Origin of the sequence: Halapricum hydrolyticum (assembly GCF_025517535.1) — an archaeon.
Taxonomy (GTDB): domain Archaea; phylum Halobacteriota; class Halobacteria; order Halobacteriales; family Haloarculaceae; genus Halapricum; species Halapricum hydrolyticum.
Map to the genome: position 1 here is coordinate 17,167 of NZ_JAOPKC010000016.1, position 26,890 is coordinate 44,056.

Here is a 26,890-nt window from a genome sequence, read left to right on the forward strand (position 1 = left end):
TACTTCGATGAATGTCTGTCAGTTATCTTCGCCGAGGACGAGATCGGTCAGTCCCTCGTCTTCGAGGAGATCGAGCAGATTCTGGAGATCGAGCAGTTTGATGTCGTGGCTGGCCGCTCGGTCCCGGACCGAGTCGGGAACGTTCGCGGTCGTGACGACTGCAGCGGCGTCGGCCCGGTCGACGTTGTCGCGGTCGGTCACACAGCGGTCGATGGTCGACGCGTCGAGATCCCCGTCAGGACGGTGGACCGTCCAGATCAGCACGCGGAGGTCGATCAGCTGTCTGCGGATGGCCATCACGTCGTACTGGCCTCGCGACTGGGCGAAGATCGTCGTCTCCCAGCCGAGTTCGCTCCAGCACGCAGCGACGAACGTCCGGAACTCCCCGTCGTCCATCGCCCGGAGGTCCGCCTCGGCCGAGACTCGCCGGTCCGCGCCTCGATCCGGCGCTGTGTCGAGACGCTCCCACGCCTCACCGAAGCCACCGTCGTCGTGACGGCTCTCGCGCTCGGGTGTCGTCCGGTCGGCCGTCTTCGTGGTTACACCCGCGACGACGCCCCCGTTGTCTGTCGACGCACTGGCGTCAGTGCTCTCCGGCGGGCCTTCGCCCGGTCCGTCGTGGCCGCTCGACCCGGAATCGGGGTCGTTCCCGTCGTCGACTCCGACTGCCTCGCGTTCGATCAGCGCGCGCCGGTGGTCGATCTCGACGCGCCACGTCCGGAGCGTCTCTTCGCGGTCGGGGGCCAGTTCGGTGACGACGGTCAGGGCTTGCTGGAGGTGGTCGTCGGCCTGCGAGCAGGCTGACAGTGCCTGTTCGGTTCGGCCCCCCGCGTGGAGGCGCTCGGCGGCCGCGAGCAGCCGGTCGATGACGGCCGTCCGCGCGTCGACGATCTCGTCGACGACGTCCAGGATCCGCGCCCGGATCGAATCGGGATCGCCCGCGAACGGTGCGCTCGGTCCCCAGGAAAGACCGATCCAGTCGCGATGCGCCGCCAGAGCGTCGGCCAGTCGCTCGGCGCGCCGTTCGGGATCGTCGATCGACCTGGCGTCCTCGAGTGTGGCAGTCGCGCGTTCGCGAGGTAGCCCTTCGAGTCGTGCTCGCTCGCGCTCGGCGGTTCCGATCTGTGCCTCGAGTTGCTCGTCCGGAGGCTGTTCGGCATCGATCGCCAGGGCCTGCTCGGCGGTATCCCGGGCGTCTTCGTGTGCCTCGCAGGCTGCCCGGAGTCGGCCTGCGGCCTCGTGGCGGTCGGCGCGACCGGCGTGTGCCTCGGCCAGCGCCGCGAGTGCGCGGCGCTGGATCGACCGGACGTCCGCGCGATACTCGTCGAACCCGGCGTGGACGAGCACTCGATCGCCGAGATCGAACGCGCGAACCCCCTCGCGTCCGGCAGCGATCATCGAGACGGCTTCCTCGGCCGCTTCGCGTGCGGCGTCCGGGTCGTCCTCGAGGTGTGCTCGCGCGGTCGTGAGTTGCTCTTCGATCCGGGCTGCGGACCGATCCGCCTGCGACCATGCCTCCCGTGCTTCTTCCAGATACGCGACGACCGGATCGAGGTCGCCGCCGGCAGGCATCGACCACTGCTCGCCCGCCTCGGTGCGCACGACCAGCCGCTCGCGCAACAGGCCGCGATCGGTCGCGACCCGCGTAACGGTCGAGAACGGGATCGGGACGACCCGATCGCCGCCCTCGTCCGCGCCGCCAATCGCGATCACGACACGCAGATCGGTGATCGCGACGACCGTCCGACACCCCCTGGCCGGCTTGTACGTCTCGCTGACCCCGTCACGCTCGACTGTCACGCCACCCCGCTTTGCGTGCATGACGAACGCGACTTCCTCCCGCTCGCCGAGGTACGACGACAGCGGCCCCTCCGCGAGGTATTGCGGACCCAGTCGCTCGTCGACCCGCTCGTTCGAGCCCGGGTGTTCTCCTCCCTCCAGTTCGATGATCTCGGCCATCGTCGGCCCGTACCTGTACTAGCCGGCCGACGTATTATCTAACAATTGTAAAATATCAAAAATATATATGTAGAAAAATACAAAGGCAGGGGTGTCACTGTTCGGTCGGTCGAAGTTCCAGTACGACGAGCCGCTCGAAGGGGTGGGATTCGTCGGCGACCTCTCTGGCCGACAGTCCGCCGGCCGCAGCACGCTTTCGTACGGCCTCGATGTCCGTGAGCGAGCTCACGAGCAAGAGCACGACGCCGTCCGCGGCGAGGACGCGGCGGACGGTCTCGAGGAACGGATCGACCACGGCGCGACCGTCCTCGCCGCCGGAGAGCGCCCGTTCCATCCAGTCGTCGAACTCGTGTTCCGGTGGCGTCGGGAGATACGGCGGATTGAACGCCACGAGGTCGAAGACACCGTCCCGAAACGGCTCGACGAGATTCGCCCGGACGACCGGGAGTCCGGCCTCGTGCGCCTCGCGGCAGGCCATCGGGTTGATGTCCGTCGTGACGACGTCGGCCCCCGTCTTCGCGAGCGCGGTCGCAACGTAGCCCGACCCCGTTCCCACTTCGAGTACCAGGTCGCCTTCGCCGACGTACTCGCGGGCCGTCTCGGCGAGCAGGTGGGAATCCTCGGCCGGTTCGTACACCTGGTCGAGATCGCGCTGTCTGGCCAGTTCGGGCCGGTCGTCGCTCATCGATCCTGGTCTTCGTCCGGAGATCCCCTCGGCGTTTCGCTTTGGACCTGCAGGCCGGGCGGTCGTCCGCCGAGCGTCCGCTGGGGGAAGGGGATGGTGATCCCCTCTCGTTCGAACGCCTGCTTGACCGCCGCGACGACGGCCGTCTGTGCCGCCCAGCGTCGCCGTGCCGTCGGTTCGTCGATCCAGAACCGCAACTCCAGGACGACCGCCGAGTCGCCGAACCCGGTCAGGAGCGCCCGGGGCTGTGGATGCGTGCGGATCTCCTCGCGGCCGAGGTCACGCATCGTCTCGGTGGCCAGTTCGCGGGCGCGTTCGACGTCGTCGTCGTAGTCGACGCCGACTTCCACGTCGACGCGCAACCGCCCGCGCCGGGAGCGGTTGACCAGTCCCGTCGCCGTCACCACGTCGTTGGGGATCGTGACGAATTCGCCGCTGAACGTGCGTATCTCGGTGTTGAACACCGACACGTCGGTGACGATCCCTTCCCGATCGTCGATCGCGACCCAGTCGCCGATGTCGAACGGTCGACCGAACAGCAGAACGAACCCCGCCAGAACCGACGACAGCGTCTGGCGGGCTGCCAGGCCGATCACGACGCTCAGGAACCCGGCCCCGAGCAGGATGTCCGAGGGATCGATCCCCCAGACTGCCAGCCCGACGACGATCGCCAGCGAGTACAGGACCAGCTGCAGGACGTGGTAGGTCACCTCGTGCTGGTGGCGCGAGAAGGCGTCGTGTTCCTCGAAGAGCAGTCCGGTCACGCGCTTGGCGAACACCGTCGCACCCCAGGCCCCGACCAGCAGAAACACCGACACCAGCCCGCGGACGATCGTCATGGGAGCCGGATCGAGGACCTCGGAGATGGCTGTCGCTTCCGCGGTTGCCTCCCAGATCGTGAGCACGGCGACGATCGCACTTCCGGAGAGGGCGACGATCAGTGCCGCCTGCACCGCTTCCAGCAGGGTCCCGCGAGGATCGTAGTGCGTCCGGAGCCAGCGACCAGTCTGGCGGATCGCCCAGCTGCCCGCGAGCACACCAACGAGCACCGCGAGCGTCCCCAGCCATCGCCCGGTCGGCGTCGCGAACAGCTGGCCGACGATCGGAAGTTCGATAACTAATACCGACCGGCTGACTGAAGGAGCAGTCGCTGAGAGCGTGACGACCGCACCGGTCACGGATCGCCCACCTCGACCGCGAGCCGCGCCAGCTTCGCGAACTCCGCCGGGGTCACGTCCCCGGCTCGCTTGCTCATGAGGTCCTCGTCGGCGGCGTCGACGACCGCCTCTGGATCCCCCAGCCCGGAGATGTGCGCCGTGTTTCGGATCGCATTGCGCATCGTCTTGCGACGCTGGGTGAAGATCGCCTTCACGAGATCCATGAACACCGCGTCACTTGGCACTTCGTACTCCGGCTCGCGCGGCGTCGTCCGGACGATCGCGCTCTCGACGGCCGGCGGTGGCCTGAACGCCTCCTTCGGCACGGGTTCGACCACCTCGACGTCGGCGTAGTGGCCTGCCGTCACTGACAGTCGGCCGTAGTCGTCGGATCCCGGCTCGGCGGCCATCCGGTCGGCGAACTCCCGCTGGAACATCAACACGAGGGGCACACCCCGTGGCAGCAGCCGGAACGTGATCTCGCTGGAGATCCCGTAGGGGAGATTCGATATCGACGCGGTGAACTCGGGCAACTCGACCTCGAGGGCGTCGCCCTCCAGGACGGTCAGCCGTCCGGCGTCGATCTCGTCGGCAAACTCCTCGCGGAGAAAGGCCGCCAGACCGGGGTCGCGCTCGACAGCCGTGACGTGGTCGGCAACCGCGAGCAGCCGGTCCGTGAGTGCGCCGGTTCCGGCCCCGACCTCCAGGACGTGGCGCAGATCCGCGCCGGCCTCGGTCGCGTAGGTCGGGACGCGATCGAGCACGCGGTCGTCGATCAGGAAGTGCTGATCGCGTCCCGGATTCCCTCCGACACCGGCACGGGCTAACAGTGTGTCGGGATCGCGGAAGTCAGTGTCGTCCATCTTACTCGTCGCGCCGGGCGAATATCCGGTACTTGAGGTCACTCTCTTCGATCTCTTCGAGAATACGTTCGACGAGTACGTCTTTCGGATCGTGGAGACCGTTGACCCGCGCCTCGATGTCCTCGAAGTTCGCGAACGGGCGGCGCTTGCGCGCTTCGAGGACGTTGTTTCGCAGTTTCTTGCCGATCCCGGGCAGGAGATTCAGCGCGTGCAGCCGCGTCGTGATCGGCTGCGCCTCGTTGTAGAACTCGACGAAACGGTCTTCGTCCGCGTCGACGATGTCCTCGATCGCGTACTCCAGCTCGGACCGCGCGCCGCCCGAGAGGTCCTCGTAGTCGATCCCTCGGGCGCGCTCGACATCGTCGCCGCGCTCGACCGACACGCGATCGCCGATCGAAACGTCGGCGTCCTCGGTGAGCACGAGCTCGAACAGACGGAACTCCTCGACGGAGACGGCGTACGCCAGCGGCTCTTTCTCGTACTGGGGCCGCTCGTCGTCCGAGCGCCCGTGGGGCAGGAAATCGAGGACGACTGCCGTGGGGGCACTCGACTCGTCGTCGCGGTGGCCGGTAGTCATATCCAGTCTGTACGGTGACAGTGTACTTAAAAGCCAGCGAGTCACGTCTCGCCGTACTCGATGGCCCCCCTGGTTCGCTCGTCGACTTTCACGATGTGACACAGCGGATTTCCGGGGTAGACGACGGGGTTCTCCAGGACGCCGATCAGCACCCCGTCGAACGGTGCGTCTACCGCCGTCGTGGTCGTCTTGAAGGGGTTGGCGATGGTCGCGATGCGCTCGCCTTCCTCGACGAAGGCCCCGCGTTCGACGTGGACGTCTACCAGCCCGCCCGCGTCGGCCCGCAGCCAGGTCTTCTCGTCGGCTGCTTCGACGACCGTCCGCCAGCCCGGCCAGTCGACGTGTTCGCTTTGCAGGAGGCCGAACTCCGCGAAGACCGATCGAATGCCGTCGAGCGCCCGGTCGATGAGCGATCGCTGGAAGCGGTGTGCCTCGCCCATCTCGACGGTGACCGTCGACGTCCCGGCAGCCGTCGCCTCGCGGCGGAGCGTCCCCTCGGCACCCTCGCTGTCGATGACGACGTTCGAGGCGAAGGCCCTGGCGACCCGCTCGACAGTCTCGTCGCTCATGTCTGCCCGGACGTGCAGCATGTTCGACCGCCCGCGAGTCGAGGTGTGCAGGTCGATCCCCAGGTCGGCGGGCGCGACGAAGTTCTCGAAGATCCGCGCAGCCATCCGCTGGGCACCCGTCCCGGTCCGGTCGCCGGGAAACGCCCGGTTGAGGTCGCGGTCGTAGACCGGCAGGTATCGCTGCTGAGCGATGAAACCAGGAACGTTGAGGATCGGCAGGCAAACGAGCCGGCCACAGAGGTCGGAGTGGTCCCACTCGTGGGCGACCTCGCGGACGACCTCGATGCCGTTGAGTTCGTCGCCGTGCGTGGCCGCCGTGATGACGACCGTCGGTCCCGTCCGCTCGCCGACCACGACCGTCACGGGCATCTTGACCGGATCGCCGAGGTAGGTCTCGGTGACCGTGTACCGGACGTTCTGGGTCTCCCCGGGATCGACCCGCCCACCGTCGTAGGTGAACGGCGCTGGCTGCTCCATACTGCTCGGACGTGTGGGACGGTAAAACGTGTGACGGCCAGCTGACTGCGACGGTCGGCAGTGCTCCGTGCCGCCGTCGACTGTCGACGCGAGCCGCGTGTCCGCACCGGAAGACAGTCGCCCGAGAGTTCTTCACCGTCGACCTCGCATCTCCGTCTATGACCACGTCGACACCCGTCACCGTCGGGGTTCTCAGCCTGCATAACAGCAAGGAGACCAAGGCGATCTGCAACGCCATCGAGGCACTGGGTCACGAACCTGCGTGGCTCCGCCGGGAGAACCTGGTGATCGACGTCACGGACGGCGACATGACGCTCCAGCCGGACGTCGACGTCGTCGTCAACCGCCTGCTGCTCTCGAAGTCGACCGAGCCCTGCGAGGAACTCGGCCTGGCCCGCACGCTCGCACACCTTCGCCCGACGCTGAACGGCCCCGCTGCGACGCTGACCGCGGTGCACAAGGTCGCGACGGCCGCGGCACTGGTGGAGGCGGACGTGCCCGTCCCGGACGCGCTGATGGCGCTGGAATCGGAGCGACTCAACGCCTGGCTGACCGCCGGCGACACCGAGGCCGTCTACAAGACCGCCATCGGGACGAACGGCGGCGGGACCTGGAAGGTCGGGCCCGGTGAACGCGTCAACGCCCGCGTCGGCAACCGTTACGCGTTCCTCCAGTCACTGATCGAACGCGAGGGCGAGCGAGCGCGCGACCTCCGGGTGTACATCGTCGGCGACCAGATCGTCGGTTCGATGTTCCGGTACGCGCCCGACAACGACTGGCGCACCAACGTCGCCCTCGGCGGCGACGTCGCCGACGCCAGCGACGAGGTCCCGGAGTCGGCTCTCGACATCGCCCGCCGGGCCACCGACGCTGTCGGCCTGGATTACGCCGGCGTCGATCTCGTCGAGAGCGACGACGGCTGGCTGGTGCTGGAAGTCAACCCGACCGCAGGGTTCAAGGGCCTCTACGAGGCGACCGGGCGCAGCCCCGCACCGTACATCGCCGCCCACGCCATCGAGTCGGCCGGCGGCACCGTCGACGCCGACCGCGTCGCCGAGCTGGCGACGGTCCTCGACGACTCGGTGCCGACGTGTCGGCCCAGCACTGCCCCGACCAGTGCTCCCGAGCGAGAGACTATCGGCTACATCGAGGAGGTCATCGTCAGCGGGACCAGCGGCTCGACGGCCGCCCTCGCCAAGTCCGACACTGGCGCCACCCGGACCAGCATCGATACCGGTCTCGCGGCCGACATCGGGGCCGGCCCGATCAAGTCCATCACGAAGGTCAAGTCCGGCAGCCAGAAAGTATCGAAGAGCCGGCCGGTCATCGACCTCGTCGTCGCCGTCGGCGGGAGCCGCCACACCGTCACCGCCAGCGTCGAGGACCGCAGCCACATGCAGTATCCCGTGTTGCTCGGCCGTGACATCCTCCAGCACTACCGCGTCGACGTCTCTCGCCGGACCGACGCGGACGGCGAAGACGAGGACAACGAAGAAGAAGAGGCGGGCGCCGAGGAGTGACAGTCGACGCTCGCGAGAGCCGAATCCGTATCAGGCGTACTTGGCGACGACGTTGAGAATGTCGTCGAGTTCCTCGCCCGACAGCGAATACCGTTCCTGAGCGAAGACGGCCCGCAGTTCGTCCCGGTCCTGGGGCAGAAGGTTAGCGATCTTGTAGGCGGTGGCCTCGTCGACTTTCTCCAAGTCCTGCAGTTCGGCGACGAACTCCTCGGACTCCTCGACGTCCAGGACCGCAAAGCGGTTGACGTGCTCGACGGCGCGCGTGAGTTCGTAGCGCATCTCCCGGTCCTCGTCGAGCGCGCGCTCGCGTTCGATGTCCTCGAGGATGTCCTTGGCCTCGGCGAGAGTCAGGTACTCCTCCTCGAGCTTCTCCTTGAATATGGTCATCGCTTACTCCTGTCGCCGGAGGTGCGCGGCCTTGACGATCAGCGTCTTCTCGACGCCGCCGTCTTCGATCTGGACCTTGTAGGCTTTCCCCTGCGTGCCGACGACCGTGCCGGTGTGGCCGTTGAAGCGCGGGTGGAACCGGCCGTCGTCGACGCTGGGATCGATCGCCAGGTGGACAGTGTCGCCGTCCTCGAACTGCTGGACGGCGCGCTGTGGCGGCGACGCTCCCCGATCCCGCGGGTCGTTCTTGAGCTTGTTCCGTGTTCCCTTGAGTGGACCGTTCGAACTGGGCATTCTTGCCGTCCGGTAGTCCGGTCGGGCATATAAAACGTGCGTTCCGCTACCGTCGTGGCTCGGCGTGACACGCGAGCCGCGACCCAAAACAGCCTAGACGCGACCGACGTTCTCGACGGAGACGCTCTCGACGTCCTCGACCTCGCTGAAGGCCTCTTCGACGGACTCGGTGCCGCCGGACTCGTCGGGAACGATCACAGTCGGCAGTAGCGCAACCAGGCCAAAGGCGACCTCGTCACGCTCGAAGCCGTTGATCTTCGCACCCTCGGGGAGGGCCTGTTCGAGACGGTCCTGGAGCGCGTCCAGGTCGACGTCCGGACTGTTCGGCATGACCTTGATCTTGGCAGCGACTTTTCCCATGGTTATGGTCCCGTGAACCCGCAATCGGGGCACTCATAGAGGTTGCTCTGCTTGCGGCACTTCGCGCAGCGGTAGATCTGGTGTCCGCATTCGGGACACTTGAACGCGGCGGCGTTCGTGCCGGAGACGTTGATCCCACACGAGATGCACTTTTGACGCCGCTTTTGGTGGCTCTCGCTCATCCGTACACGTTCTTTCACATCGCGGCTTTTAACGGTTGCTAATACTGTCGGCTGTAACATTTCGGCAGGATTTCGGCACACGGGATGCCGAAAATCTCCACGAGCTTACAGCCGACAGTATAAGCGTGCTTGCTCCCAGCCGGCCGACCGGCTCCAGCGCGGGCCCGCTAGGCTTTTGCTCGCCGGGCAGTGATGTCCGACAATGAGTCACAGTCGCGACGCCCCGATCAGCGAAAGCGTCCAGATGTACCTCAAGGAGATCTACCTGCTCTCCCGTGACGGCGAGTACGCAAAGACGGGCGAGCTGGCCGAGCGACTCGACGTCTCCCCGCCGAGCGTCACCGAGATGTTCGGCCGGCTGGAGGAAGCCGGACTGCTGGAGTACGAGAAACGTCGCGGGGCGGTCCTGACCGACGACGGCGAATCCCGCGCGCGACGGCTCCTGCGCAAGCACTGCCGGATCGAGCGGTTTCTCGTCGAGCATCTCGGCGTCGAGGAAGGGTTTCACGAGGAGGCCTGCCGGCTCGAACACGTCATGAGCGACGACATCGCCGAGCGGCTCGATCGATACGTCGACCTCGAAGCGGACTGTCCGGACTGTTACGACCCCGACAGGCAACACTGCTCGAAGCTGAACATCTAAACATCTGAGAATCGAGACTGGATGGCGATTCGAGAATCGTCGCTGTACCGATCAGGCCCCGTATCCTTCGCCCTCGATCGGACCGCTGAACACGCCGTAGAGGAACTTGAAGTACCACAGGACCAGCAGCAGGACCGGTACTCCAAGGACCGTGGTGAGATTTAGCGCAAGCGGCGAGACGACCGCGTCCTGGACGGTCAGGCCGGTCGGCGGGTAGATCGTCGGGTACAGCAGCAGAGCGACCAGCGCGCTCAACAGGACCGGCAGCGCCAGCGCGCTCGCCAGCCAGGCGCGATACTCGCCACGCCCTGCCAGGACGATCCCGCCGAGTCCCGCGGCGACCGAGAGGACGACGATCACGGCCGCAGGTATCGAGAGGATCGTGTCGGCAGCGCCGCCAGCGTCGGTAAAGACGACTGTCGCCAGCAGGACGACGACGCCGCCCAGATACGCAAGCGTCGCGATGATCCCGTAATCGCGCATCTCGCTGGCGAGCGCGGGGCCGGTCTTGGCTGCCAGGAACGCTGCACCGGTGACGACCGAAACCGCGACCAGGCCGATCCCGGTCAGTAGCGTCGGGGCCGACAGCGTCGCCGCGTCGAACACCCAGCGGCCGGCGATCATCCCGAACAGCAGCGGCGCGAAGAGGCTGCCGCCGATGAACGAGTAGTCACAGTAGCGCATCCAGCGCTCGTCGTCGCGCTGTTCGCGCAGTTCCGGGCCGAGTCCACGGAACAGCAGCGCCAGCACGAACCCGAGCGCGAGCAGGTAGTGATCGGCCAGCAACCGGGAGTACACGTCGGGGAACGCCGCCAGCGTCATCGTCCCGAAGGCGATCACCCACACCTCGTTGGCGTCCCAGACCGGACCGAACGCCGACAGGAGCGTCTCGCGGTCGTGGTCGTTGTCACGGGTCGCGTACAGCATTCCGATCCCGAAGTCGAACCCGTCGAGGACGATGTACATCGTCAGCGCGAACATGACCAGCCCGAACCAGATCTCCGGGAGCGGCTCGACGAGGTAAGAGTCGACGGGCAACAGCAGTTCAGTCATCGTCGCTCACCCCCGGGATCGGACCGTACCAGCGATCACCGGACGTTTCTTGCACGCCCAGTTCTCGCAGCTCGTCCTGGATGAGCCACCGGAGGATGTACAGGGCGACCAGGACCAGCGCCCCGTAGATGACGAGGAACCCGACCAGCGTGAGCGTCGCTTCCGTCGCTGTCAGCGTCGTGGAAACGGCCTCGCTGGTCGTGAGCTGATCCTGAATGACCCAGGGCTGGCGGCCGATCTCGGTGACGTACCAGCCGGTGAGCAGGGCGGCGTATCCGAACGGCGACGCCATGATCATCGCCTTCAGGTAGCGGTCGCTGTCGGACAGTCGACCCCGGTAGAGGAGGTAGCCACCCCACAGCGCAAGCGCGATGAACAGGAACCCGAGTCCGACCATGAACCGGAACGACCAGAACACCATCGCCACGGGCGGGTTCTCCTCGTACTCGTTCAGCCCGAGCACTTCGGCGTTGAAATCACCCCCGCTGGCGAGGAACGAGCCGACGCGCGGGAGGCTGATCGTGAAGAGGTTTTCCGCCCGCGGATCGGTCAGCGCGGAGGGATCCGTTGGGAACGCGAGCAGGTGCAAGTCAGCCGTGCCGGTCTCGTAGTGGGCCTCCATGGCCGCGAACTTCTGGGGCTGGGTGTCCTCGACGTGACGACCGTAGGCGTCACCGTGGATCGCCTGCAGCGGTGCCGAGACGAGCAGGATCAACACGGCGATCTTCAGCGCCGTGCCCCAGGCTTCCGAGTCGCGTTTCTTCCAGACGATGTACGCGGAGACGCCGGCGACCAGCAGCGCGACCGAGATCACCGCCGCGTTGATCATGTGGACGTACATCCAGGTCATCCGCGGGTTGAAGAAGGCGGCAATGGGATCGGTCAGCTTGGCGACTTCCATCCCGTTGCGGGTAATCATCTCGTAGCCCTGGGGCGTCTGCATCCAGGAGTTGACGACCAGGATCCAGAAACCCGACAGCCAGGCACCGAACCCGACCAGCACCGACGAGAGGATGAAGGTCCGGTCGCTGACCCGCTCGCGGCCGAACAGCAACACGCCGAGGAACACGGCCTCTAGGAAGAAGGCCATCTTCGCCTCGAAGGCCAGCGGACCGCCGATCATCTCGCCGGCGACAGAGGAGAACTGCGGGAAGTTCGTCCCGAACTGGAAGCTCATCGGGATGCCGGTGACCGTCCCCATGACGAACCCGGCAGCGAACACTTTCACCCAGAACGACCGAAGGCGTGTGAACCGCTCGTCGTCGGTCCGAACCTCCTTCCAGGTGAAGTAGATGATGAACGGTGCGAGGCCGATCGACAGGGCCGCAAACAGGATGTGGACGCTGATCGTCCACCCGAACTGCGCCCGGCTCGCGATCTCGGGCGACAGCTGTAACGCGGACCCGTCGAGCATCGGCAGGGCAATCCCTCCGTCGACGAGTAGCTGGGAAAGTACAGACATCCGTTTTCCTACGCCTCAGACCCTCAAAACGATAAACCGGTGTTGCGCTCCCGAGCCCTGAGAATTGGCGAAAGGAATTTACGTATAGATTAAAATCTCTTTTCGGTTTCGGCAATATGCGCAGCCTTTCAGATTCGTTCTGCCCCTTCGAAATTATGCCAATTTAGTTTTCGTCAGCAAGATAATCGTCCTGAACGTCGAGTACCTCGGTCGAATCGTCACACTCGCTGTACCGGGCCAGCGGTTCCTCGTTGAGTTCCAGGAAGGTGTGGCCCCAGGAGAACTTCGAGAGGATCCGTTCGGCGTGCTCGCGGTCGCCGAGGATGGTCAGCGCACCGGCGAAGGCCTCGACGGTGTTGAGCTGGAAAGCGGTCCCGTAGTTGATCGGATTGGCAGTGACGAGAAACGGGAGCGCCCGGTGGACGCCGTCCAGGTCGAACGCCTCCCGCTGGGCGGTCTCCCAGGAGCAGTCGAGCGCGACCAACCGGTCGTGGTCGGCGTCGGCGGGCGAGAGCGCCTGCTCGGCGAAGGGGTTGAGGACGATCCCCGGCGGGGTCGCCCGCGTCGAGCGGTGCAACTCCGCGAGGTCGAAGCGAGCGAGTTTCCGGGCGCTGCACTTCTCGGGATCGTCGTCGCCCTCGTAGCGGACGTGTAACTCCACGTGCGAGCGTACTCGGCGAGCGTTGATAGGGGTTGCTGATACCGGTGGCTACACCGTTTCGAAATGACATAGCCACCAGTACATGGTTCCGGACGTATCGCCCCCAGCACGACGACCGGCGTCGGGAGTTACCTCGCTAGGCCGACCGCGGCAGTACCTGTCCCTACGTGGGGGTTTTTGTTCGTGGTCGCCGAAGCGAGGACATGACAGACGAAGAGATCTGTATCGTCGGCGGGGGCATCGCTGGGGCCGGAGCAGCCTACGCGCTAGACGACGCGGACGTGACCGTCTACGAGATGGACACCGTCGGCGGTCGGATGGCGAGTCGTCGCCGGGAGGGCTGCGTGTTCGACTTCGGCGCGAACTACCTCGAACTGGGTGACAGCGATCTGGAGTCCGTGATCGAAGACGGCGCTGGCGAGGTCGCCGTCGAGATCGAACCGCCGGTCAAGCAATTCACCGCCAGTGGCGAGATCCGAACGGGTGAGGTGCCCCAGAACACTCGCTGGACGACCCCCGACGGTCTCGACGGCATCGTGCGGGCGCTGTTCGAGAACAGCGGGGCCGACCTGCACGTCGGCGTCGGCGTCACCCGCCTCGAACGACGCGAGGACGACTGGCTGGTCACCACGGACGAGGGCGACCGCGCGTTCGACGCGGTCGTGCTGGCCGTCCCCGGGGCATCGGCGTCAGTGCTGTTCGAGACAGCCGTGTGGGACAACCCGGTCAGAGAGGAACTCGCCCGGGCCGTCGAGGGGATTCCCTACCGGACGATGGACACCGTCGCACTGGGCTATCCCTTCGAGATAGAGACGGACTTTTTCGGACTCGTCAGCGAGGAAGACGTCTACGACGTCGCCTGGGTGTCGAACGAGGGACACAAGCCCGGGCACGTCCCCGATGGCAGGGGCGTCCTCATCGTCCAGTTCGGTCCCAGCTGGGCCGTCACTCACCCACAGACGTCCCCCGCTGCCGCCTCGGAAGCGGCGACCGACCGCGTCGTCGAACTACTCGAGGACGACCGTCTCGCCGAGCCGGCCTGGTGGGAGTACCAGCGGTGGGGCGACGCCATCCCCACCCGCGGTCCCGACGAATCGCTGCGCGAGGCGACACTGGAGGACGATCTGGCGCTTGCCGGCGACTGGGTCGAAGGTATCGGCCGGACGCGGGCCGCCCTCCGCAGCGGACTCCGTGCGGGCCGTGAACTGCTCCAGGCCGAAGGCAACTGACTACCGGAAACGATGCCTGTGAGCGAAGACGAACGGTACATCGAGGAAGCGATCGATCTGGCACGCGAGGCGGTCGCGAACGGCAACACCCCGTTCGGGTCGCTGCTCGTCGTCGACGGGACGGTCGTCAGGCGGTCGACGAATACGACGGTGACAGAAAAGGACATCACGGCCCATCCGGAGCTCAAACTCGCGCGCTGGGCGGCCCGCGAGCTCGACGCTGCAGAGCTGGCGGAGTGCACCATGTTCACTAGCACCGAACCATGCGAGATGTGCGCGGCGGCGATCCACTACGCCGGGATGGATCGCGTCGTCTACAGCGTCTCCGGCGCGTCCCTGGCGACCGTCCGGGGCGACGAACAGCACGGCGTCCCGTGCGCGGAAGTGATCGAACGCAAGGGCGGTGCCACCGACGTCGACGGCCCCATCCTCGAATCCGAGGGACTGGACGTTCACCGGGGGTTCGACTGGTAGCGAACGTCGTGGGTCCGATCCACGGACGAGTAGTTAATCCGCGAGAGAACGCCCGGCAGTCTTAACTGGATACGTCGATTGCTCGCAGACATGGTGACGCTGGGGGAGCGAGCGCCATCGTTCGAACTGCCGGCAGTAGCGGGTGGGGACCTCGACACCCGGTCACTCTCGGATCTGCTGGGCGAGGACGTGATCGTGCTCATGTTCTACCCGGCGGATTTCAACCCGGCCTGTGACGAGAGGGGGTCGGACGTCGGCGAGCTCGACGTATTCACGATGCAAAAGGACGTGACGATCCTGGCGGTGTCGCCCGACAGCGTCTACAGCCACCGGGCGTTCGCCGATCGGTACGACCTGAAAGTGCCGCTGTTGAGCGACACGCGTCGCGAGGTCGCCGAGCGCTACGGCGTCGTCGACGACCGCGAGGAGGGCTATCTGGTGCAGCGTGCGGTGTTCGTGATCGATCTCAACGGTCGGATCCAGTATCGCTGGGCCACCAGCGACCCCCACGAGTTGCCGGAGGTCGAGCCGATCCGCGTGACGATCGAGGCCATCGGGGGCGACTCGACGGCGCTCTCGCGGTATCGGGTCGGACACGCCCACTACGTCGAAGGGCGACGCGCGTTCACCAGTGCAATGGACGCCTTCAGCGACCGCGAGTGGATGCTCGCCAGAAGCGACTTCGAACGGGCTCGCGAGGAGTTCGAAGAAGCCGCCGAGGAGTTCGACACGGCCTATCGGTTCAGCGAGACGGCCGTGCTAGACGAGCCGTTCGATCGCGCGAAGAGCAAGGCAAACGCACTGTGGCAGGCGGCCGACTGGCTGGCATCCGCCGCCGACGAGTTCTCCAGCGGAAACGGACAGGAGGGGACGGCCTACCGGGAAGACGCCGAAGCGCCGCTCGAGACCGCGCGGGACCTCGAAGAGCCGATCGACCCGGACGACATCGTCGACGAGGGCGGCGAGATCGTCCTCCAGCCGGAAGAAGACACGTCAGTCATGGACGAGATCCGCGACGAGCAGGCGAGTGACGACGAGCCCGCGGGTGGGATCGATCTCGAAGTCGAAGAGGTAGAGATCGACGACGGAGACGAGGTCGAAGCGCGCGGACTGGAGACCGACGCCGGGCGTCGGGCCCGCGAGTACGGCGGGAAAGGCGTCGAGATGGGCGAGGCGGATGGGGCCGGAGAGGACCAGATCGCCGAGGCCGTCGGCGACCTCGACGGGGAAGCGGCAGACGACGAGCAGGCTGAATCGGACACCAAGCAGTCCGACGAATCCGATAGCTCGGACATCACCGACGAAGAGGTCGCCGAGATCGCCGCTGAACTCGAAGACGACGAGTGAGAGAGAAGCACCGCGACGGCGAGAGGTTCTAGTGGCTCGGGTTCCCACCACCGGTATGGACGACCGTGTCGGAACAGCCCGAACGTACTATCGGTCACTCGACAGGCACGACTACGAGACGTTGCGGTCGGTGTTGACGCCGTCGTTCGTCCAGCGACGACCCGACATGACGCTCGAGGGTCGCGACCGGTTCGTCACGTTCATGCGCGAGGAGCGGCCCCAGACCGAGACAACGCACCCGATCGACGCGATCTACGAGAGCGACGCGGGCCTCGCGGTCGAAGGACGGTTGCTCGCCGCCGACGGCGAACAGATCACGGCGTTCGTCGACGTGCTGACGTTCGATCGCGGCCGTATCGGTGGGATTCGGACGTACACGGCGTGATCGATCCGCTGTCTGGATAGCGCACGCAGTACTATGGGTTCGGGCGTCGTACTACCGAGTATGTACGATCGGATACTCGTTCCCGTCGACGGGAGTCAGTGCGGCCGAGACGCGGCGGCGTACGGATTCGCGTTCGCGGCGGCGACGGGCGCATCGATCGATCTCGTTCACGTCGTCGACACGACGCTCCAGACGGTTGGGGGGCGTCTGAGCGTCGCCGAGCGTCGCGAGCACGGCGAATCGATCCTGGAGTCGACGCTCGAGCTGGCAGACGAACGAGACGACGTCGAAACGCATCTGCGGGAGGGGACGCCCGGCGAAGAGATCGTCTCGGCTGCAAGCGAGATCGACGCCGATCTGATCGTGATGGGACGACAGGGTCATCACAATCTCCGCGATCGATTGCTGGGGGGCGTCACCGAGACGGTCGTCCACCGCGCCGACCCACCGGTACTGGTCGTACCGCTCGGGACCGACGGAGCGGCCGCGAACCCCTCGCGACTGGTGGTGCCGACCGACGGGAGCGAGAACGCAGCGGCCGCCGTACCAGAAGCGACCGATCTCGCACGAGCGTTCGACGCCGAACTCGCAGTTCTCACCGTGGTCGACGTGCAGGCCGCCGGTGGGAGCTTCAGTGCCGGCGGCGTCACACAGGAGTTCCTAGAACGCCTGGAAAAGGAGGGCGAGACGATCGTCACCGAACTCGCGGCGACGATCGAGCGACGGGCCCCCGACATCCCCGTCGAGACGGCCGTCGAGCGTGGAATCGCACACGAGGTGATCGGGTCCTTCGCCAGCGAGACCGGAGCCGGCCTGATCGTCATGGCTTCTCACGGCCGGACGGGGCTGCGCCGACAGCTCATCGGGAACGTCGCCGATCGGGTGCTGCGCGTCGCCGAAACGCCGGTGTTGATCGTTTCGGCCGAAAAGTGACGTCGAAGTTTGACTGTGTCCGCCCAGCAGTAGCGACTACTCCGGCGCGTACGCGTCGGCCAGATACTCCTCCATCATCCGTCGGGCGTGATAGCGCGAGCCGTTGAAGGCGATGGCGTTGCGCATGATGTCGACCCACTTCTCGCGGTCGTCGTAGTAGGTCGGCAAGACTTTCCCTTCGAGCTTGTCGTACAGGGCAGTCGAGTCGACCAGCGTCTCCTTTGCGTCGGTCATCCGCTCTTCGCGCGGGCTGTGGGGCTCGGGGCCGATCGACCAGCCGGTCTCGCCCTCGATGTGGCCTTCGACCCACCAGCCGTCGATCGTCGAGAACTGCGGGACGCCGTTGAACGCGGCTTTCATCCCGGAGGTACCCGAAGCCTCCCGCGGTCGACGGGGGTTGTTCAGCCAGACGTCGACGCCGGAGGTGAGTTTCGCCCCCATCTCCATGTCGTAGTCTTCGAGATACGTGATGGTGATCTCCTCGGAGAGCTGATCGGCGTACCCGTAGATCTCCTGGATGATCTCCCGGCCGCGGGGGTCACCGGGGAACGCCTTGCCGGCGTAGACGACCTGAATGTCGCCCGAGCGGGCGATGACCTCGCGCAGGCGTTCGACGTTCTCGAACAGCAAGGGAGCGCGCTTGTACGGGACGGCGCGGCGGGCGAACCCGAGCGTCAGCACGTCCGGGTCGAGTTCGACGCCCTGGCGCTCGGCGACGTAGTCGATGAGTTCCTGCTTCTGGGCCTGGTGGGCCTCCCAGAGGGGCTCGTCGTCGATGAGCGTGGCGTGCTGGAGTTTTCCGGGGAAGCGCCGCCAGTTCCGCATGTTCTCGTCGAAGACCTCGGCGACGTGGTCACCGACCCACGTCGGCACGTGAGCGCCGTTGGTGACGGCGTCGATATTCTCGGCGTGCTCGGGGAACATCTCCCGGGAGACTTCCTGGTGGCGCTTGGCGACGCCGTTGACGTATCGCGAGAGGTTCAGCGCGAGCCGCGTCGTGTGGACCTTCCCGCGGGGACTGTATTCGCGAATGGCGTACATCGGGACGAGGTCGTCGGCGAGCAGGTCGTAGAGCATGTCGATCGGATACTCGTCGTGCGCGGCCGCGACCGGAGTGTGGGTCGTGAAGACGCACTGCTCGCGGACCGCATCGGCGTCGAGATCGTGGCGATCGAGCAACTCGAGCGTGAGGAAGCTCGCGTGACCCTCGTTCATGTGGTAGGTCGCGACGTCGTAGCCCAGCTCGTCGAGCATCCGGACGCCGCCGATACCCAAGACGAGGTAGACGGCGAGTTTGAACCGGTCGTCCTTCCCGGGGGCGTAGACGCGGCGAGTCAGTTCGCGGACCCAGTGGGGGTTCTCCTCGCGGTCGGTATCGAGCATGATGACCGGAACAGTGCCACCGTGCTCGGATTCGACGTCGTAGCGCCAGGCACCGATCGTGATCTCCTGATCGTCGAGCGTCATCGATACCGTCGCATCGAGCGGCTCACAGAACTCTTCGACCGGCCACGGAGCCGGCTCGATATGCTGGGCGCCGTGCTCGTCGATGTACTGTTTCCCGAGCCCGTGATCGTTGAGCAACGTGAGACCGACGGCGTCGACGTTCAGATCGGCGAAGCCGCGGACGACGTCGCCCGCGAGGATCCCCAACCCGCCGTTGTAAGTGTTCATTCCGTTCTCCAGACCATACTCCATGCTGAAGTACGCGATCGTACCGTCAGGCTGCGTTGCCGGCATACGCTGACGTTCACGGAGGGGTCGTTTAGCCCCTGCGATGCGGGTTCCAGCTATTCTCAAGCGATTAGAGAGGGTATAATCGATTCTGCGCCAGTGAGGGGCGATCCGAGGGTAGGGAAACGACCTTTTTGCTACTGGGGGTCGAACCACCCGTTATGAAAGTCGGTATCGTCTCGGATACCCACGACAACGGTGGTATCGTCGAGCGGGCGGTCGGGACGTTCGAACAGGAAGACGTCGACGCGGTGATCCACTGTGGCGACATCGTCGCCCCGTTCTCGGCGACGCCGTTCGAGTCGGGGTTCGACTTCTACGCCGTGCGGGGGAACAACGACGGCGAATGGGCGCTCGAACGCACCGTCGGGGGGTTCGGCACGTATCTCGGGGAGATGGGCGAACTCACGCTCGGCGACGTAGAATTCGCTGTCTATCACGGCACGAGCGAACCGATCGTCGACGCGTTGCTCGAGTGTGGTACCTACGATTACGTCTGCCGGGGCCACACCCACGAACGCATCAACGAACGCCGTGGGGAGACGGTCCATCTCAATCCAGGCGGGATCCCGATCCCCGATGCACCCGAAGACCCGGCAGCGATCGTCCTCGACACCGAGACCGGCGACGTCGAGTTCCACGATCTCGGATGACGCGGTAGTGTGATACTGGTGGCTATAACATTTCGAAGTGATCCGGCACGACGGCGTGCCGGATATCTTTACGAACTTATAGCCACCAGTATGAGTGTTCGATCAGGTCTCGCGGCTGTCGGTCGCCGACGCAATCCTCGTCGCAGGCACCCGCCACAGCGAGGTTCGCTACGTGTACAGTTTCGGCACCGAATTCAACCGGCTCTCGACTGATACGGGTGATTGTACCGATGTGCCGCTCCGACCGCCCCGCGGTCGATGCGGAAGGGACAATCCCCATGATGACGACTCGTTCGCCTCGGATTTCTCGTAACGCCTATCCTCGTCCCGCCCGCAGATCAGTCTATGACCGACGACCTCCGCGTCGCGGCCGAGACGGCGCTGAACCAGTGCATGGGACTGCAAGCGGGAGAGTCCTGCGGGATCGTGACTGACGACAAACGCTGGAAGATCGGCAAGGTGCTGTACGACGTCGCGAGCGAGATCACCGACGACGTGACCATCGTCCGGTATCCGCCGGGCGACCAGCACGGCGAGGAACCTCCGGCGACGGTCGCGGCGGCCATGCGCGAACCGGACGTGTTGCTCGCGCCGACGACCAAGAGCCTCAGCCACACCCGGGCACGCTCGGCGGCCACCGAGGGCGGTGCCCGGGTGGCGACGCTCCCGGGAATCACCGACGAGGTGTTCACGCAAGGGCTGGACGCCGACTACGAATCGATCCGCCAGCACTGCGAAGAGATGCTCACAGCGGTCGGCGACGCGACGGAGATCCGCGTGACCGCACCGTCGGGGACGGACATCACGCTCGAACCCGGCGGTCGAGAGTGGCGGGAAGACACCGGAATCGTCCACGAACCCGGTTCGTTCTCGAACCTGCCCGCCGGCGAGGTGTTCGTCAGTCCCGAGACCGCCGACGGACGCGTCGTCGTCGACGGGACGATGCGCCCTCACGGATTGCTCGAAGACGGCCAGACGGTCGCGTTCGACGTCGAGGACGGGCAGGTCACCGCGATCGAGGACAACGCGATCCGAGGGCAGGTCGAAGAGGCGGCCGAGGAAGTCGGTGACGCCGCGTACAACCTCGCCGAACTGGGGATCGGGACGAACGTCGCCGTCGAGCAGTTGCTCGGCTCGGTGTTGCTCGACGAGAAAGCGGGGGGGACAGTCCACTTCGCGATCGGCGACGACGCCTCAATCGGGGGAGACACCGAAGCGCCGCTGCACCTGGACGGGATCGTCCGCGAGCCGACGGTGTACGCCGACGGCGAGGAAGTCGAGTTGCCGACGCTCTAGAGTGCGATCTCCTCGACGACGATCTGGTCGATCTCGACGTCCTCCAGGTGCGTGCCCATACCACCGACAGAGAACGCACCGCCGTCGGTATCGACGACGAGACTGGCCTTGCCGACGAGGTCCCTGAGCGTGATCGGCCCTTCGTCGAGGTGCTTGCCCTCGTAGGTGACCTCGGAGACGGTGCCGACGAGCTGGCAGGGACGGCGACTGTCGACCCACTGGCCCGTGATCCGGACGTGGACAGTCGCACCCTCTTCGAGCAGCGGTTCGATCTCGGGGATAGCCCGCCTGATCTCGAAGTATCGCAACGGAGGGTCGCTCGAACGGCCGTCGTAGTGAGTGTCCCACAGCTCCCACAGCATCGTCGAGAAGAACCACGAGAAGACGTAGGCGAGACCCCGATCGTCGATGAGCATGCCGTACTCGCTGGGCGAATCGACGTAAAGCGCGTAGCCGACCTGCTGCTGGTCGATCAGCGCCAGGAACGCCGCCGGTCGCTCACGGACGCGTGCCTCGGTACAGAGCCCTGCGAGGTACTCCTCGTCGGGTAAGTCGTCCTCGCTGAACGAGTGGATCGCAAGCTGGACGTGGATACCATCCTCGTGGGCCGACCGAAGCGTGGACTCGAGCTGTTCGATCTGATCTGGCGTGACCGACAGCTGGACGTGGTTGTTGGCGTCCTCGATGAACGCGATCGTTCGCGTGAGTACGGTCTCGAACTGAGCGACGATCGCCGCTTCCTGACCGGTCGGCTCCGGCTCCGTCCAGCGGTGTTCGATCTCGTCAGTGGCCGACTGGAACTGGGCGATCCGGGTACTCAGATCCGAGACGAGCGCGCCCGGATCGTGGACCCGGGCCTGCAAGGTCTCGCCCTCGTACGTCTCGACGTACCCGTCGGCCTCGAGGTCCCGCAAGACGTCGTATATCCGGGGCTGGGGAACGCCGCTGGCGTCCGCGAGGTCGCCGGCCGAGACGGTCCCGAGTTCGAGCAACGCGACGTACGCCTGAGCCTGATAGCGCGAGAGCCCGCCGATCTGGAGGACCGAAACCAGTCGCTCGCTGTCCATACAGGGCCGAAAACGTCCGTCAGCAAAACAGTTTGGTCGTCACACGCCGGTGGTGACCGCCATCAGCCACACTTCGATGGAGGGGGCGTTGTTCTGGGTGGACTGTTCGTCGTCAGCAGCGGTTATCTTTTGAGCTATCATACAATTCTACGTTGAGCCCGACCACGTATAAGACTTATCAATTTTCTTAACTACTGTCGTTGTTGTAGTTCGAATACCGTCGAGATATTCACTACAACGACAGTGGTTGTGGATTCTCAGCCCATGAGGCCCTCACTTTCGATCTACATAGGTATCCGGGATGTTCATGACATATTTTATATTTTTACAATATCCTATATGTTTATTGCTGCGCTGCGACAGCCGTGCGTGTCCGATCACAGCAATACAATTCACGTGGATGAGTCACAAGCGCTTTCAGGATGGCCCGAGGAACGCCACGCAATGACCAGAAACGAAACCCACGAGACACAGCGGGTCGCGGTCCTCGCGGATTCTCAGAACCTCTATCACACCGCCAGGAGCCTCCACGAGCGCAACATCGACTACGCGGAGTTGCTCGACGCGGCGGTCGACGGCCGGTCGCTGACCCGGGCGATCGCCTACGTGATCAAGGCAAACGCGCCCGAAGAGGAGTCGTTTTTCGACGCGCTGGTCGACATCGGCTTCGAGACCCGCATCAAGGAGATCCGGACGTTCGGCGACGGCTCGAAGAAGGCCGACTGGGACGTCGGGATGAGCCTCGACGCCGTCTCGCTGGCCAACCACGTCGACGCCGTCGCACTGTGCACCGGCGACGGTGACTTCACCAGGCTCTGCAGACACCTCCAGCACGAGGGCGTCCGGGTGGACGTCATCGCGTTCGAGGAGTCGACCGCCGAGGACCTCATCGCGGCGGCTGACGGGTTTATCGATCTCGGGTCCGATCCCGACCGGTACCTGCTCTAGGCGGATCTGGCGTCTTCGACCCTAGACGGGGCGACCACCTTCGGATGTGCCGACCAGCAGTGCACCCGCCGCCAGGCCGAGCGCGGCGACGGCCCCGACGACGACCGGGAAGTCGATAACGCCCAGCATGATGATCACGACGCTGCAGATGAAAAGCAGACCGCCGCCGACAGCGAGCTTGCGCGTATCCGTTGCCATACAACGCGATTCGGGCAGTCGATAAATAAACGCCAGCGTAGCGGCGATTCCCGCAGGGAGGATCGGGTCGAAAGGCGTTTGCCCGCCCGTGTCCGACCAGCAGGCATGACAGAGGCCGCCTCTGAGATGGATCTCGACACGTTGGCCCGGGTCGTGACTTACCAGTTTGGGCCGGACAGTGCGGCGCTGTTCGACGATCCCGACCTGGAGATCACTCGTTCGAGTTCCGGCCGGCCGCGACAGATAATCGCGCCCGACGGCCGACTCGCGACCTACAGCACGACGGGGCGGTTCACGCTCGGACTGGCTGGCGGCCGTCGACTCCACGAATCGCTCCCTCACCCCGATTACCGGGTCGTTGTCGGCGACGAGAGCGAGCCGTTCGTTCGGGACGGGAAGAACGTCTTCGCGAAGTTCGTCCGCGAGGTCGATCCGGACGTGCGACCCGGCGACGAGGTCCTCGTGACCCATCACGAGGGGGAGTTGCTGGCGGTCGGTCGCGCGGAGCTACCGGCCGGGGACATGCTGGATTTCGAGACCGGGATGGCGGTTGCCGTTCGCGACGGTGCAGAAAACTGATCGAGATTGCCGTGTGGGAGGACTGAGCTGCCAGGACGAGGCGACCGACCGTTACCGCGTCGCCTGCGCGATCGCCTGGTCCAGATCGTCGATGATGTCCTGTGGATCCTCGACGCCGACGGAGAGCCGGACCATGTCGTCGGTGACGCCGGCAGCGGTCTTCTCCTCGTCGGTGAGTTGCTGGTGTGTCGTCGAGGCGGGGTGGATGATCAGGGTTTTGGCGTCGCCGACGTTCGCCAGGAGGCTGGCAAGCTCCGTCGACTCGACGGTCTCGCGGGCGGCATCGTAGCCCGCCTCGAGTCCGAAAGTGATCATCCCACCGTAGCCGCCGTCGAGGTACTTCGAGGCGTTGTCGTGAGTCTCGTGGCTTTCCAGTCCGGGGTAGTTGACCCAGGCGACCTCGTCGTGGTCGTCCAGGTACTCGGCGACGAGCTGGGCGTTCTCGGAGTGGCGTTTCATCCGCATCGGCAGCGACTCCAGCCCCTGGATCGTCTGCCAGGCGTCGAACGGCGACTGCTGGTTGCCCAGGTCCCGAAGCCCGCGAGCGATCGCGGCGTAGGTGAACGCGGCCTCGCCGAACCGGTCGGCGAAGTTGACGCCGTGATAGGCGGGATTGTCGCCGGCGATCTCGGGGTAGTCCTCGGCGTACTCTGCCCAGGGGAAGGTGCCGCCGTCGACGACGACGCCGCCGACGGTCGTCCCCGAGCCGTGGATCCACTTCGTCGTGGACTCCCAGACCAGGTCCGCGCCGTGTTCGATCGGGTTCGACAGGTACGGCGTCGCGAACGTGTTGTCGACGAACAGGGGGACGCCGTGGTCGTGAGCGATGTCGGCGATGCGTTCGATATCCGGCGTCACCAGCGCGGGGTTGCCGATGGTTTCGAGGTGGACGTAGGCCGTGTCCTCGTCGATCGCTTCCTCGTAGGCGTCGTAATCGAGGGTATCGACGAAGCGCGCCTCGACGCCGTTTCGCGGCGCGGTGTGGGTGAAGTAGGTATAGGTGCCGCCGTACAGTGCCGAAGCAGTGACGACGTTGTCGCCGACGTCCGCGAGCAGGAACGTCGTGAGGTTGAGTGCACTCATCCCGGACGCCGTCGCGACGGCACCGACCCCACCCTCGAGAGCGGCGAGTCGTTCCTGGAGCAGTCCCGTGGTCGGGTTCATGAGCCGAGAGTAGATGTGGCCCGGCTTCTCGAGGGCGAACTGCTGGGCGGCGTCTTCGGCGTCTTCGAAGACGTAGCTAGTGGTCTGATAGATCGGCGGTGCGCGTGCGCCCGTGGCAGGGTCGGGTTCTTCCTGCCCGACGTGCAGGGCGTTCGTTTCGAATCCGCGGTCGTCGTCAGTCATCGTTCGTCCGGTCGTTGGCGCGTCGTGCCCGTATAACCATCCCCTCGCGTCCGGTATCGCCGTGAGGAGTGACAGACGGCAATACTCGCCAGGATCCAGTTTCAGGCATCTTCCAGTGGGGGAACTAGCCGAAACTCCGGACAGTGAGCTCCAGCGTCTCCAGATCGACGATCGGGGCGAACCCGGCGTCGGGGTCGATGTTGACGCTCTTCTGGAAGTCCGTCTGCGCCTGCCAGCAGCCCGAGTTGATCGTCAACACGTTGTGGTACTTGCCGTAGCCCAGTTTGTGGACGTGGCCGGCGTGGAAGACGTCCGGCACCTCGTCGATAATTAGGTAGTCCTGTTTTTCGGGTGCAAGCCGCGTGTGCCCGCCGTACTGGGGGGCGACGTGGCGCTTCTTGAGGAGGTGATACATCGCCTTGTGGGGCTCGTCGTAGCTGGCTTTCTCATCGGGCAGTTCGGCGATCACTTCGTCGAGACTGACCCCGTGGTACATCAGCACCGAGACGCCCTCGATAGTGACCATAGAGGGGTTCGAGGTGAAGCGGGCGTCGTGGGCGGACATCGTCTGTCGGAGCTCGGAATCGAATGCCGGCTGGGGTTCGGCCAGGCGGACGGCGTCGTGGTTGCCCGGGATCATGACGATCTCCATGTCGCCGGGCACTTCCTTGAGGTACTCCGAGAAGCGCTCGTACTGGTCGTAGACGTCGATGACGTCCAGTTCCTCGTCCTGGTCGGGGTAGACGCCGACGCCCTCGACCATGTCGCCCGCGATCAGCAGATACTCGACGCCCTCGGCGTCGTCGGTGTGGAGCCAGTCGGCGAAGCGATGCCAGGCGTCGGCCTTGAACTCCTGACTGCCGACGTGGACGTCACTGATGAGGGCAGCTTTTACCGGCCGATCCGCCGTCGAGGGTTCGTGGGTGCGGGGTATGTCCGGGAAGTGCAACGAGTCGACGAAGAGGATTCCGCCGTCGTCGGCGAGTGTCCCCTCGACGGCGATCACCTCGTCAAGCAACAGTTCGGCGACGAGATCGGCGATCGGACGGTCTTTCATCACCAGGGTCGGGAAGGTTCCATTGGTGTCTTCGAGTTCGATCAACCAGTGGCCACTGGCTGTCGATCGGATGTCCGAAACCATCCCGACGATAGCTGCCTCTTCGTTTCCGGGGAGCGACTCCAGTGCGTCCGTCGGTCGATGGTTGACCCGTCCACGGAGCTGTTTCGAGAGGCGTTCGTAGCGATCGCGAAAGACGGCGACGAAATCGTTGTACTCGCCCGTTCCGGTCGATTGGCCGGTCATATCGCCGTCGATCTCGACAGACAACTGGTCGGAATCTATCTCCCGACTCGTGGCCCGGCGTTCGAAATCGACGCCATCGCTCACTTCTTCGATGTCTCCGTCTTCCCCCGCTGCATCCGCCCCAACCCCCTTCGTTTCGGCTGGAGAGTCAGTAGCATTGTCCGACGATTCCGTCGGCTCGTTTCCAGTTGAAACAGTGGGGTCGGGGTCGGTATTCGCCGAACCGTTCGCGCGGTCAGGGGCGGTGGCGGAGTCAGCGACGGACGTATCAGAGGTCGGCGACGCGGTCGATTCAGGTTCGGCCGGATCGGCGAGCGAGCGATCACCGAGCGAGCGCTCGGAGCCGTCCGTTTCGAGTGCGTCCCGGACGTGTGTCGCCCGCAGTTTGAGCGCGTCGTCGGGAAGCGTTTCGAGAGCCCGGTCGAGAGCGGCGTCAGTGTCCGGCGCGTCGGCGAGCAGCGTCACAGCTTCGCGTTCGGCGTTGTAGCCACGGGCTGTGAGTTCACTGACGATCCGAGCGGGCGTCTCGAGAGGCACACCGCGAGGAT

Annotated in this window: 29 protein-coding genes; 11 read left to right on the forward strand and 18 right to left on the reverse strand. The window is 65.3% G+C overall.

Going from position 1 to position 26,890, the window contains the following annotated elements; genetic code table 11:
* Positions 1-18: 18 nt before the first annotated feature.
* The 6 genes from OB916_RS12375 to OB916_RS12400 all read right to left on the reverse strand — a co-directional run bounded on the left by OB916_RS12375 (position 19) and on the right by OB916_RS12400 (position 6,287).
* Positions 19-1,959: a restriction endonuclease gene (locus OB916_RS12375; RefSeq protein ID WP_315909606.1), complete on the reverse strand. Its 1,941-nt coding sequence runs from the start codon at positions 1,957-1,959 to the stop codon at positions 19-21.
* 94 nt (positions 1,960-2,053) lie between these two features.
* Positions 2,054-2,644, reverse strand: coding sequence for a HemK2/MTQ2 family protein methyltransferase (locus tag OB916_RS12380; protein ID WP_315909607.1), 591 nt, complete (start codon positions 2,642-2,644; stop codon positions 2,054-2,056).
* Positions 2,641-3,822 carry a mechanosensitive ion channel family protein gene (locus tag OB916_RS12385; RefSeq protein WP_315909608.1) on the reverse strand — a complete coding sequence of 394 codons (1,182 nt, stop codon included), beginning with the start codon at positions 3,820-3,822 and terminating at the stop codon, positions 2,641-2,643. Before OB916_RS12385 ends, OB916_RS12380 begins: the two co-directional genes overlap by 4 nt.
* The gene (locus OB916_RS12390) at positions 3,819-4,664 is read right to left on the reverse strand and encodes a 16S ribosomal RNA methyltransferase A (protein ID WP_315909609.1); all 846 of its coding nucleotides are present in this window, start codon (positions 4,662-4,664) and stop codon (positions 3,819-3,821) included. The genes OB916_RS12385 and OB916_RS12390 overlap by 4 nt, the downstream gene beginning before the upstream one ends.
* A 1-nt stretch (position 4,665) precedes the next feature.
* Positions 4,666-5,241: a DUF655 domain-containing protein gene (locus OB916_RS12395; protein ID WP_315909610.1), complete on the reverse strand. Its 576-nt coding sequence runs from the start codon at positions 5,239-5,241 to the stop codon at positions 4,666-4,668.
* A gap of 41 nt (positions 5,242-5,282) precedes the next feature.
* A complete protein-coding gene (locus tag OB916_RS12400; protein ID WP_315909611.1) occupies positions 5,283-6,287 on the reverse strand; it encodes a succinylglutamate desuccinylase/aspartoacylase family protein in 1,005 nt (334 codons plus the stop codon).
* A 158-nt stretch (positions 6,288-6,445) separates the two neighbouring features.
* Between OB916_RS12400 and OB916_RS12405 the strand changes: the two genes are divergently transcribed.
* Complete coding sequence (locus tag OB916_RS12405; protein WP_315909612.1) at positions 6,446-7,807, forward strand: putative ATP-dependent zinc protease; 1,362 nt, start codon at positions 6,446-6,448, stop codon at positions 7,805-7,807.
* Between the two features lie 30 nt (positions 7,808-7,837).
* Here OB916_RS12405 and OB916_RS12410 read toward each other — a convergent pair whose 3' ends face one another.
* The 4 genes from OB916_RS12410 to OB916_RS12425 form a co-directional block, all read right to left on the reverse strand.
* The gene (locus OB916_RS12410; protein ID WP_315909613.1) at positions 7,838-8,194 is read right to left on the reverse strand and encodes an RNA polymerase Rpb4 family protein; all 357 of its coding nucleotides are present in this window, start codon (positions 8,192-8,194) and stop codon (positions 7,838-7,840) included.
* 3 nt (positions 8,195-8,197) lie between these two features.
* Entirely contained in the window at positions 8,198-8,488 is a 291-nt protein-coding gene (locus OB916_RS12415; protein WP_315909614.1) for a 50S ribosomal protein L21e, read from the reverse strand.
* A 93-nt stretch (positions 8,489-8,581) separates the two neighbouring features.
* The gene (locus OB916_RS12420; RefSeq protein WP_315909615.1) at positions 8,582-8,848 is read right to left on the reverse strand and encodes an elongation factor 1-beta; all 267 of its coding nucleotides are present in this window, start codon (positions 8,846-8,848) and stop codon (positions 8,582-8,584) included.
* A gap of 2 nt (positions 8,849-8,850) precedes the next feature.
* Complete coding sequence (locus tag OB916_RS12425) at positions 8,851-9,030, reverse strand: HVO_2753 family zinc finger protein (RefSeq protein WP_315909616.1); 180 nt, start codon at positions 9,028-9,030, stop codon at positions 8,851-8,853.
* 202 nt (positions 9,031-9,232) lie between these two features.
* Here OB916_RS12425 and OB916_RS12430 point away from each other — a divergent pair, with 202 nt between their 5' ends.
* The gene (locus OB916_RS12430; RefSeq protein ID WP_315909617.1) at positions 9,233-9,673 is read left to right on the forward strand and encodes a metal-dependent transcriptional regulator; all 441 of its coding nucleotides are present in this window, start codon (positions 9,233-9,235) and stop codon (positions 9,671-9,673) included.
* A gap of 51 nt (positions 9,674-9,724) precedes the next feature.
* On the opposite strand, the gene OB916_RS12435 is transcribed toward OB916_RS12430, so the two are convergent.
* From OB916_RS12435 to OB916_RS12445, 3 genes are all read right to left on the reverse strand, one after another.
* On the reverse strand, positions 9,725-10,726 hold the full coding sequence (locus OB916_RS12435) for a cytochrome d ubiquinol oxidase subunit II (protein WP_315909618.1): 1,002 nt from the start codon (positions 10,724-10,726) through the stop codon (positions 9,725-9,727).
* Positions 10,719-12,140: a cytochrome ubiquinol oxidase subunit I gene (locus OB916_RS12440; RefSeq protein WP_390884084.1), complete on the reverse strand. Its 1,422-nt coding sequence runs from the start codon at positions 12,138-12,140 to the stop codon at positions 10,719-10,721. Before OB916_RS12440 ends, OB916_RS12435 begins: the two co-directional genes overlap by 8 nt.
* Before the next feature lie 211 nt (positions 12,141-12,351).
* A complete protein-coding gene (locus OB916_RS12445) occupies positions 12,352-12,849 on the reverse strand; it encodes a DUF367 family protein (RefSeq protein WP_315909620.1) in 498 nt (165 codons plus the stop codon).
* Positions 12,850-13,052: 203 nt separating this feature from the next.
* Between OB916_RS12445 and OB916_RS12450 the strand changes: the two genes are divergently transcribed.
* The 5 genes from OB916_RS12450 to OB916_RS12470 all read left to right on the forward strand — a co-directional run bounded on the left by OB916_RS12450 (position 13,053) and on the right by OB916_RS12470 (position 17,217).
* Complete coding sequence (locus tag OB916_RS12450) at positions 13,053-14,078, forward strand: NAD(P)/FAD-dependent oxidoreductase (RefSeq protein WP_315909621.1); 1,026 nt, start codon at positions 13,053-13,055, stop codon at positions 14,076-14,078.
* Between the two features lie 12 nt (positions 14,079-14,090).
* A complete protein-coding gene (locus OB916_RS12455; protein WP_315909622.1) occupies positions 14,091-14,552 on the forward strand; it encodes a nucleoside deaminase in 462 nt (153 codons plus the stop codon).
* Positions 14,553-14,642: 90 nt separating this feature from the next.
* Positions 14,643-15,899 (forward strand): peroxiredoxin family protein, encoded by a 1,257-nt coding sequence (locus OB916_RS12460; RefSeq protein WP_315909623.1) that lies wholly within the window; start codon positions 14,643-14,645, stop codon positions 15,897-15,899.
* 55 nt (positions 15,900-15,954) lie between these two features.
* On the forward strand, positions 15,955-16,284 hold the full coding sequence (locus OB916_RS12465; protein ID WP_315909624.1) for a nuclear transport factor 2 family protein: 330 nt from the start codon (positions 15,955-15,957) through the stop codon (positions 16,282-16,284).
* A gap of 60 nt (positions 16,285-16,344) precedes the next feature.
* A complete protein-coding gene (locus tag OB916_RS12470; RefSeq protein ID WP_315909625.1) occupies positions 16,345-17,217 on the forward strand; it encodes a universal stress protein in 873 nt (290 codons plus the stop codon).
* Positions 17,218-17,253: 36 nt separating this feature from the next.
* Here the strand turns inward: OB916_RS12470 and glgP are convergent, their stop codons facing one another.
* Positions 17,254-18,957 (reverse strand): alpha-glucan family phosphorylase, encoded by a 1,704-nt coding sequence (gene glgP / locus OB916_RS12475; RefSeq protein WP_315909626.1) that lies wholly within the window; start codon positions 18,955-18,957, stop codon positions 17,254-17,256.
* 155 nt (positions 18,958-19,112) lie between these two features.
* Here glgP and OB916_RS12480 point away from each other — a divergent pair, with 155 nt between their 5' ends.
* Both OB916_RS12480 and OB916_RS12485 read left to right on the forward strand, forming a co-directional pair.
* On the forward strand, positions 19,113-19,604 hold the full coding sequence (locus tag OB916_RS12480) for a metallophosphoesterase (RefSeq protein ID WP_315909627.1): 492 nt from the start codon (positions 19,113-19,115) through the stop codon (positions 19,602-19,604).
* 345 nt (positions 19,605-19,949) lie between these two features.
* On the forward strand, positions 19,950-20,900 hold the full coding sequence (locus OB916_RS12485) for an aminopeptidase (protein WP_315909628.1): 951 nt from the start codon (positions 19,950-19,952) through the stop codon (positions 20,898-20,900).
* On the opposite strand, the gene OB916_RS12490 is transcribed toward OB916_RS12485, so the two are convergent.
* Complete coding sequence (locus OB916_RS12490) at positions 20,897-21,967, reverse strand: TrmB family transcriptional regulator (protein WP_315909629.1); 1,071 nt, start codon at positions 21,965-21,967, stop codon at positions 20,897-20,899. The genes OB916_RS12485 and OB916_RS12490 overlap by 4 nt on opposite strands.
* A 444-nt stretch (positions 21,968-22,411) precedes the next feature.
* Here OB916_RS12490 and OB916_RS12495 point away from each other — a divergent pair, with 444 nt between their 5' ends.
* The gene (locus tag OB916_RS12495; protein ID WP_315909630.1) at positions 22,412-22,915 is read left to right on the forward strand and encodes a LabA-like NYN domain-containing protein; all 504 of its coding nucleotides are present in this window, start codon (positions 22,412-22,414) and stop codon (positions 22,913-22,915) included.
* 21 nt (positions 22,916-22,936) lie between these two features.
* Here the strand turns inward: OB916_RS12495 and OB916_RS12500 are convergent, their stop codons facing one another.
* Positions 22,937-23,113 (reverse strand): hypothetical protein, encoded by a 177-nt coding sequence (locus OB916_RS12500; RefSeq protein ID WP_315909631.1) that lies wholly within the window; start codon positions 23,111-23,113, stop codon positions 22,937-22,939.
* Positions 23,114-23,218: 105 nt separating this feature from the next.
* Here OB916_RS12500 and OB916_RS12505 point away from each other — a divergent pair, with 105 nt between their 5' ends.
* Positions 23,219-23,692: a PUA domain-containing protein gene (locus OB916_RS12505; protein ID WP_390884083.1), complete on the forward strand. Its 474-nt coding sequence runs from the start codon at positions 23,219-23,221 to the stop codon at positions 23,690-23,692.
* Positions 23,693-23,743: 51 nt separating this feature from the next.
* Here the strand turns inward: OB916_RS12505 and OB916_RS12510 are convergent, their stop codons facing one another.
* A complete protein-coding gene (locus tag OB916_RS12510) occupies positions 23,744-25,039 on the reverse strand; it encodes an O-acetylhomoserine aminocarboxypropyltransferase/cysteine synthase family protein (protein ID WP_315909632.1) in 1,296 nt (431 codons plus the stop codon).
* Positions 25,040-25,163: 124 nt separating this feature from the next.
* Positions 25,164-26,879: a DNA-directed DNA polymerase II small subunit gene (locus OB916_RS12515; protein WP_315909633.1), complete on the reverse strand. Its 1,716-nt coding sequence runs from the start codon at positions 26,877-26,879 to the stop codon at positions 25,164-25,166.
* Between the last annotated feature and the right edge of the window lie 11 nt (positions 26,880-26,890).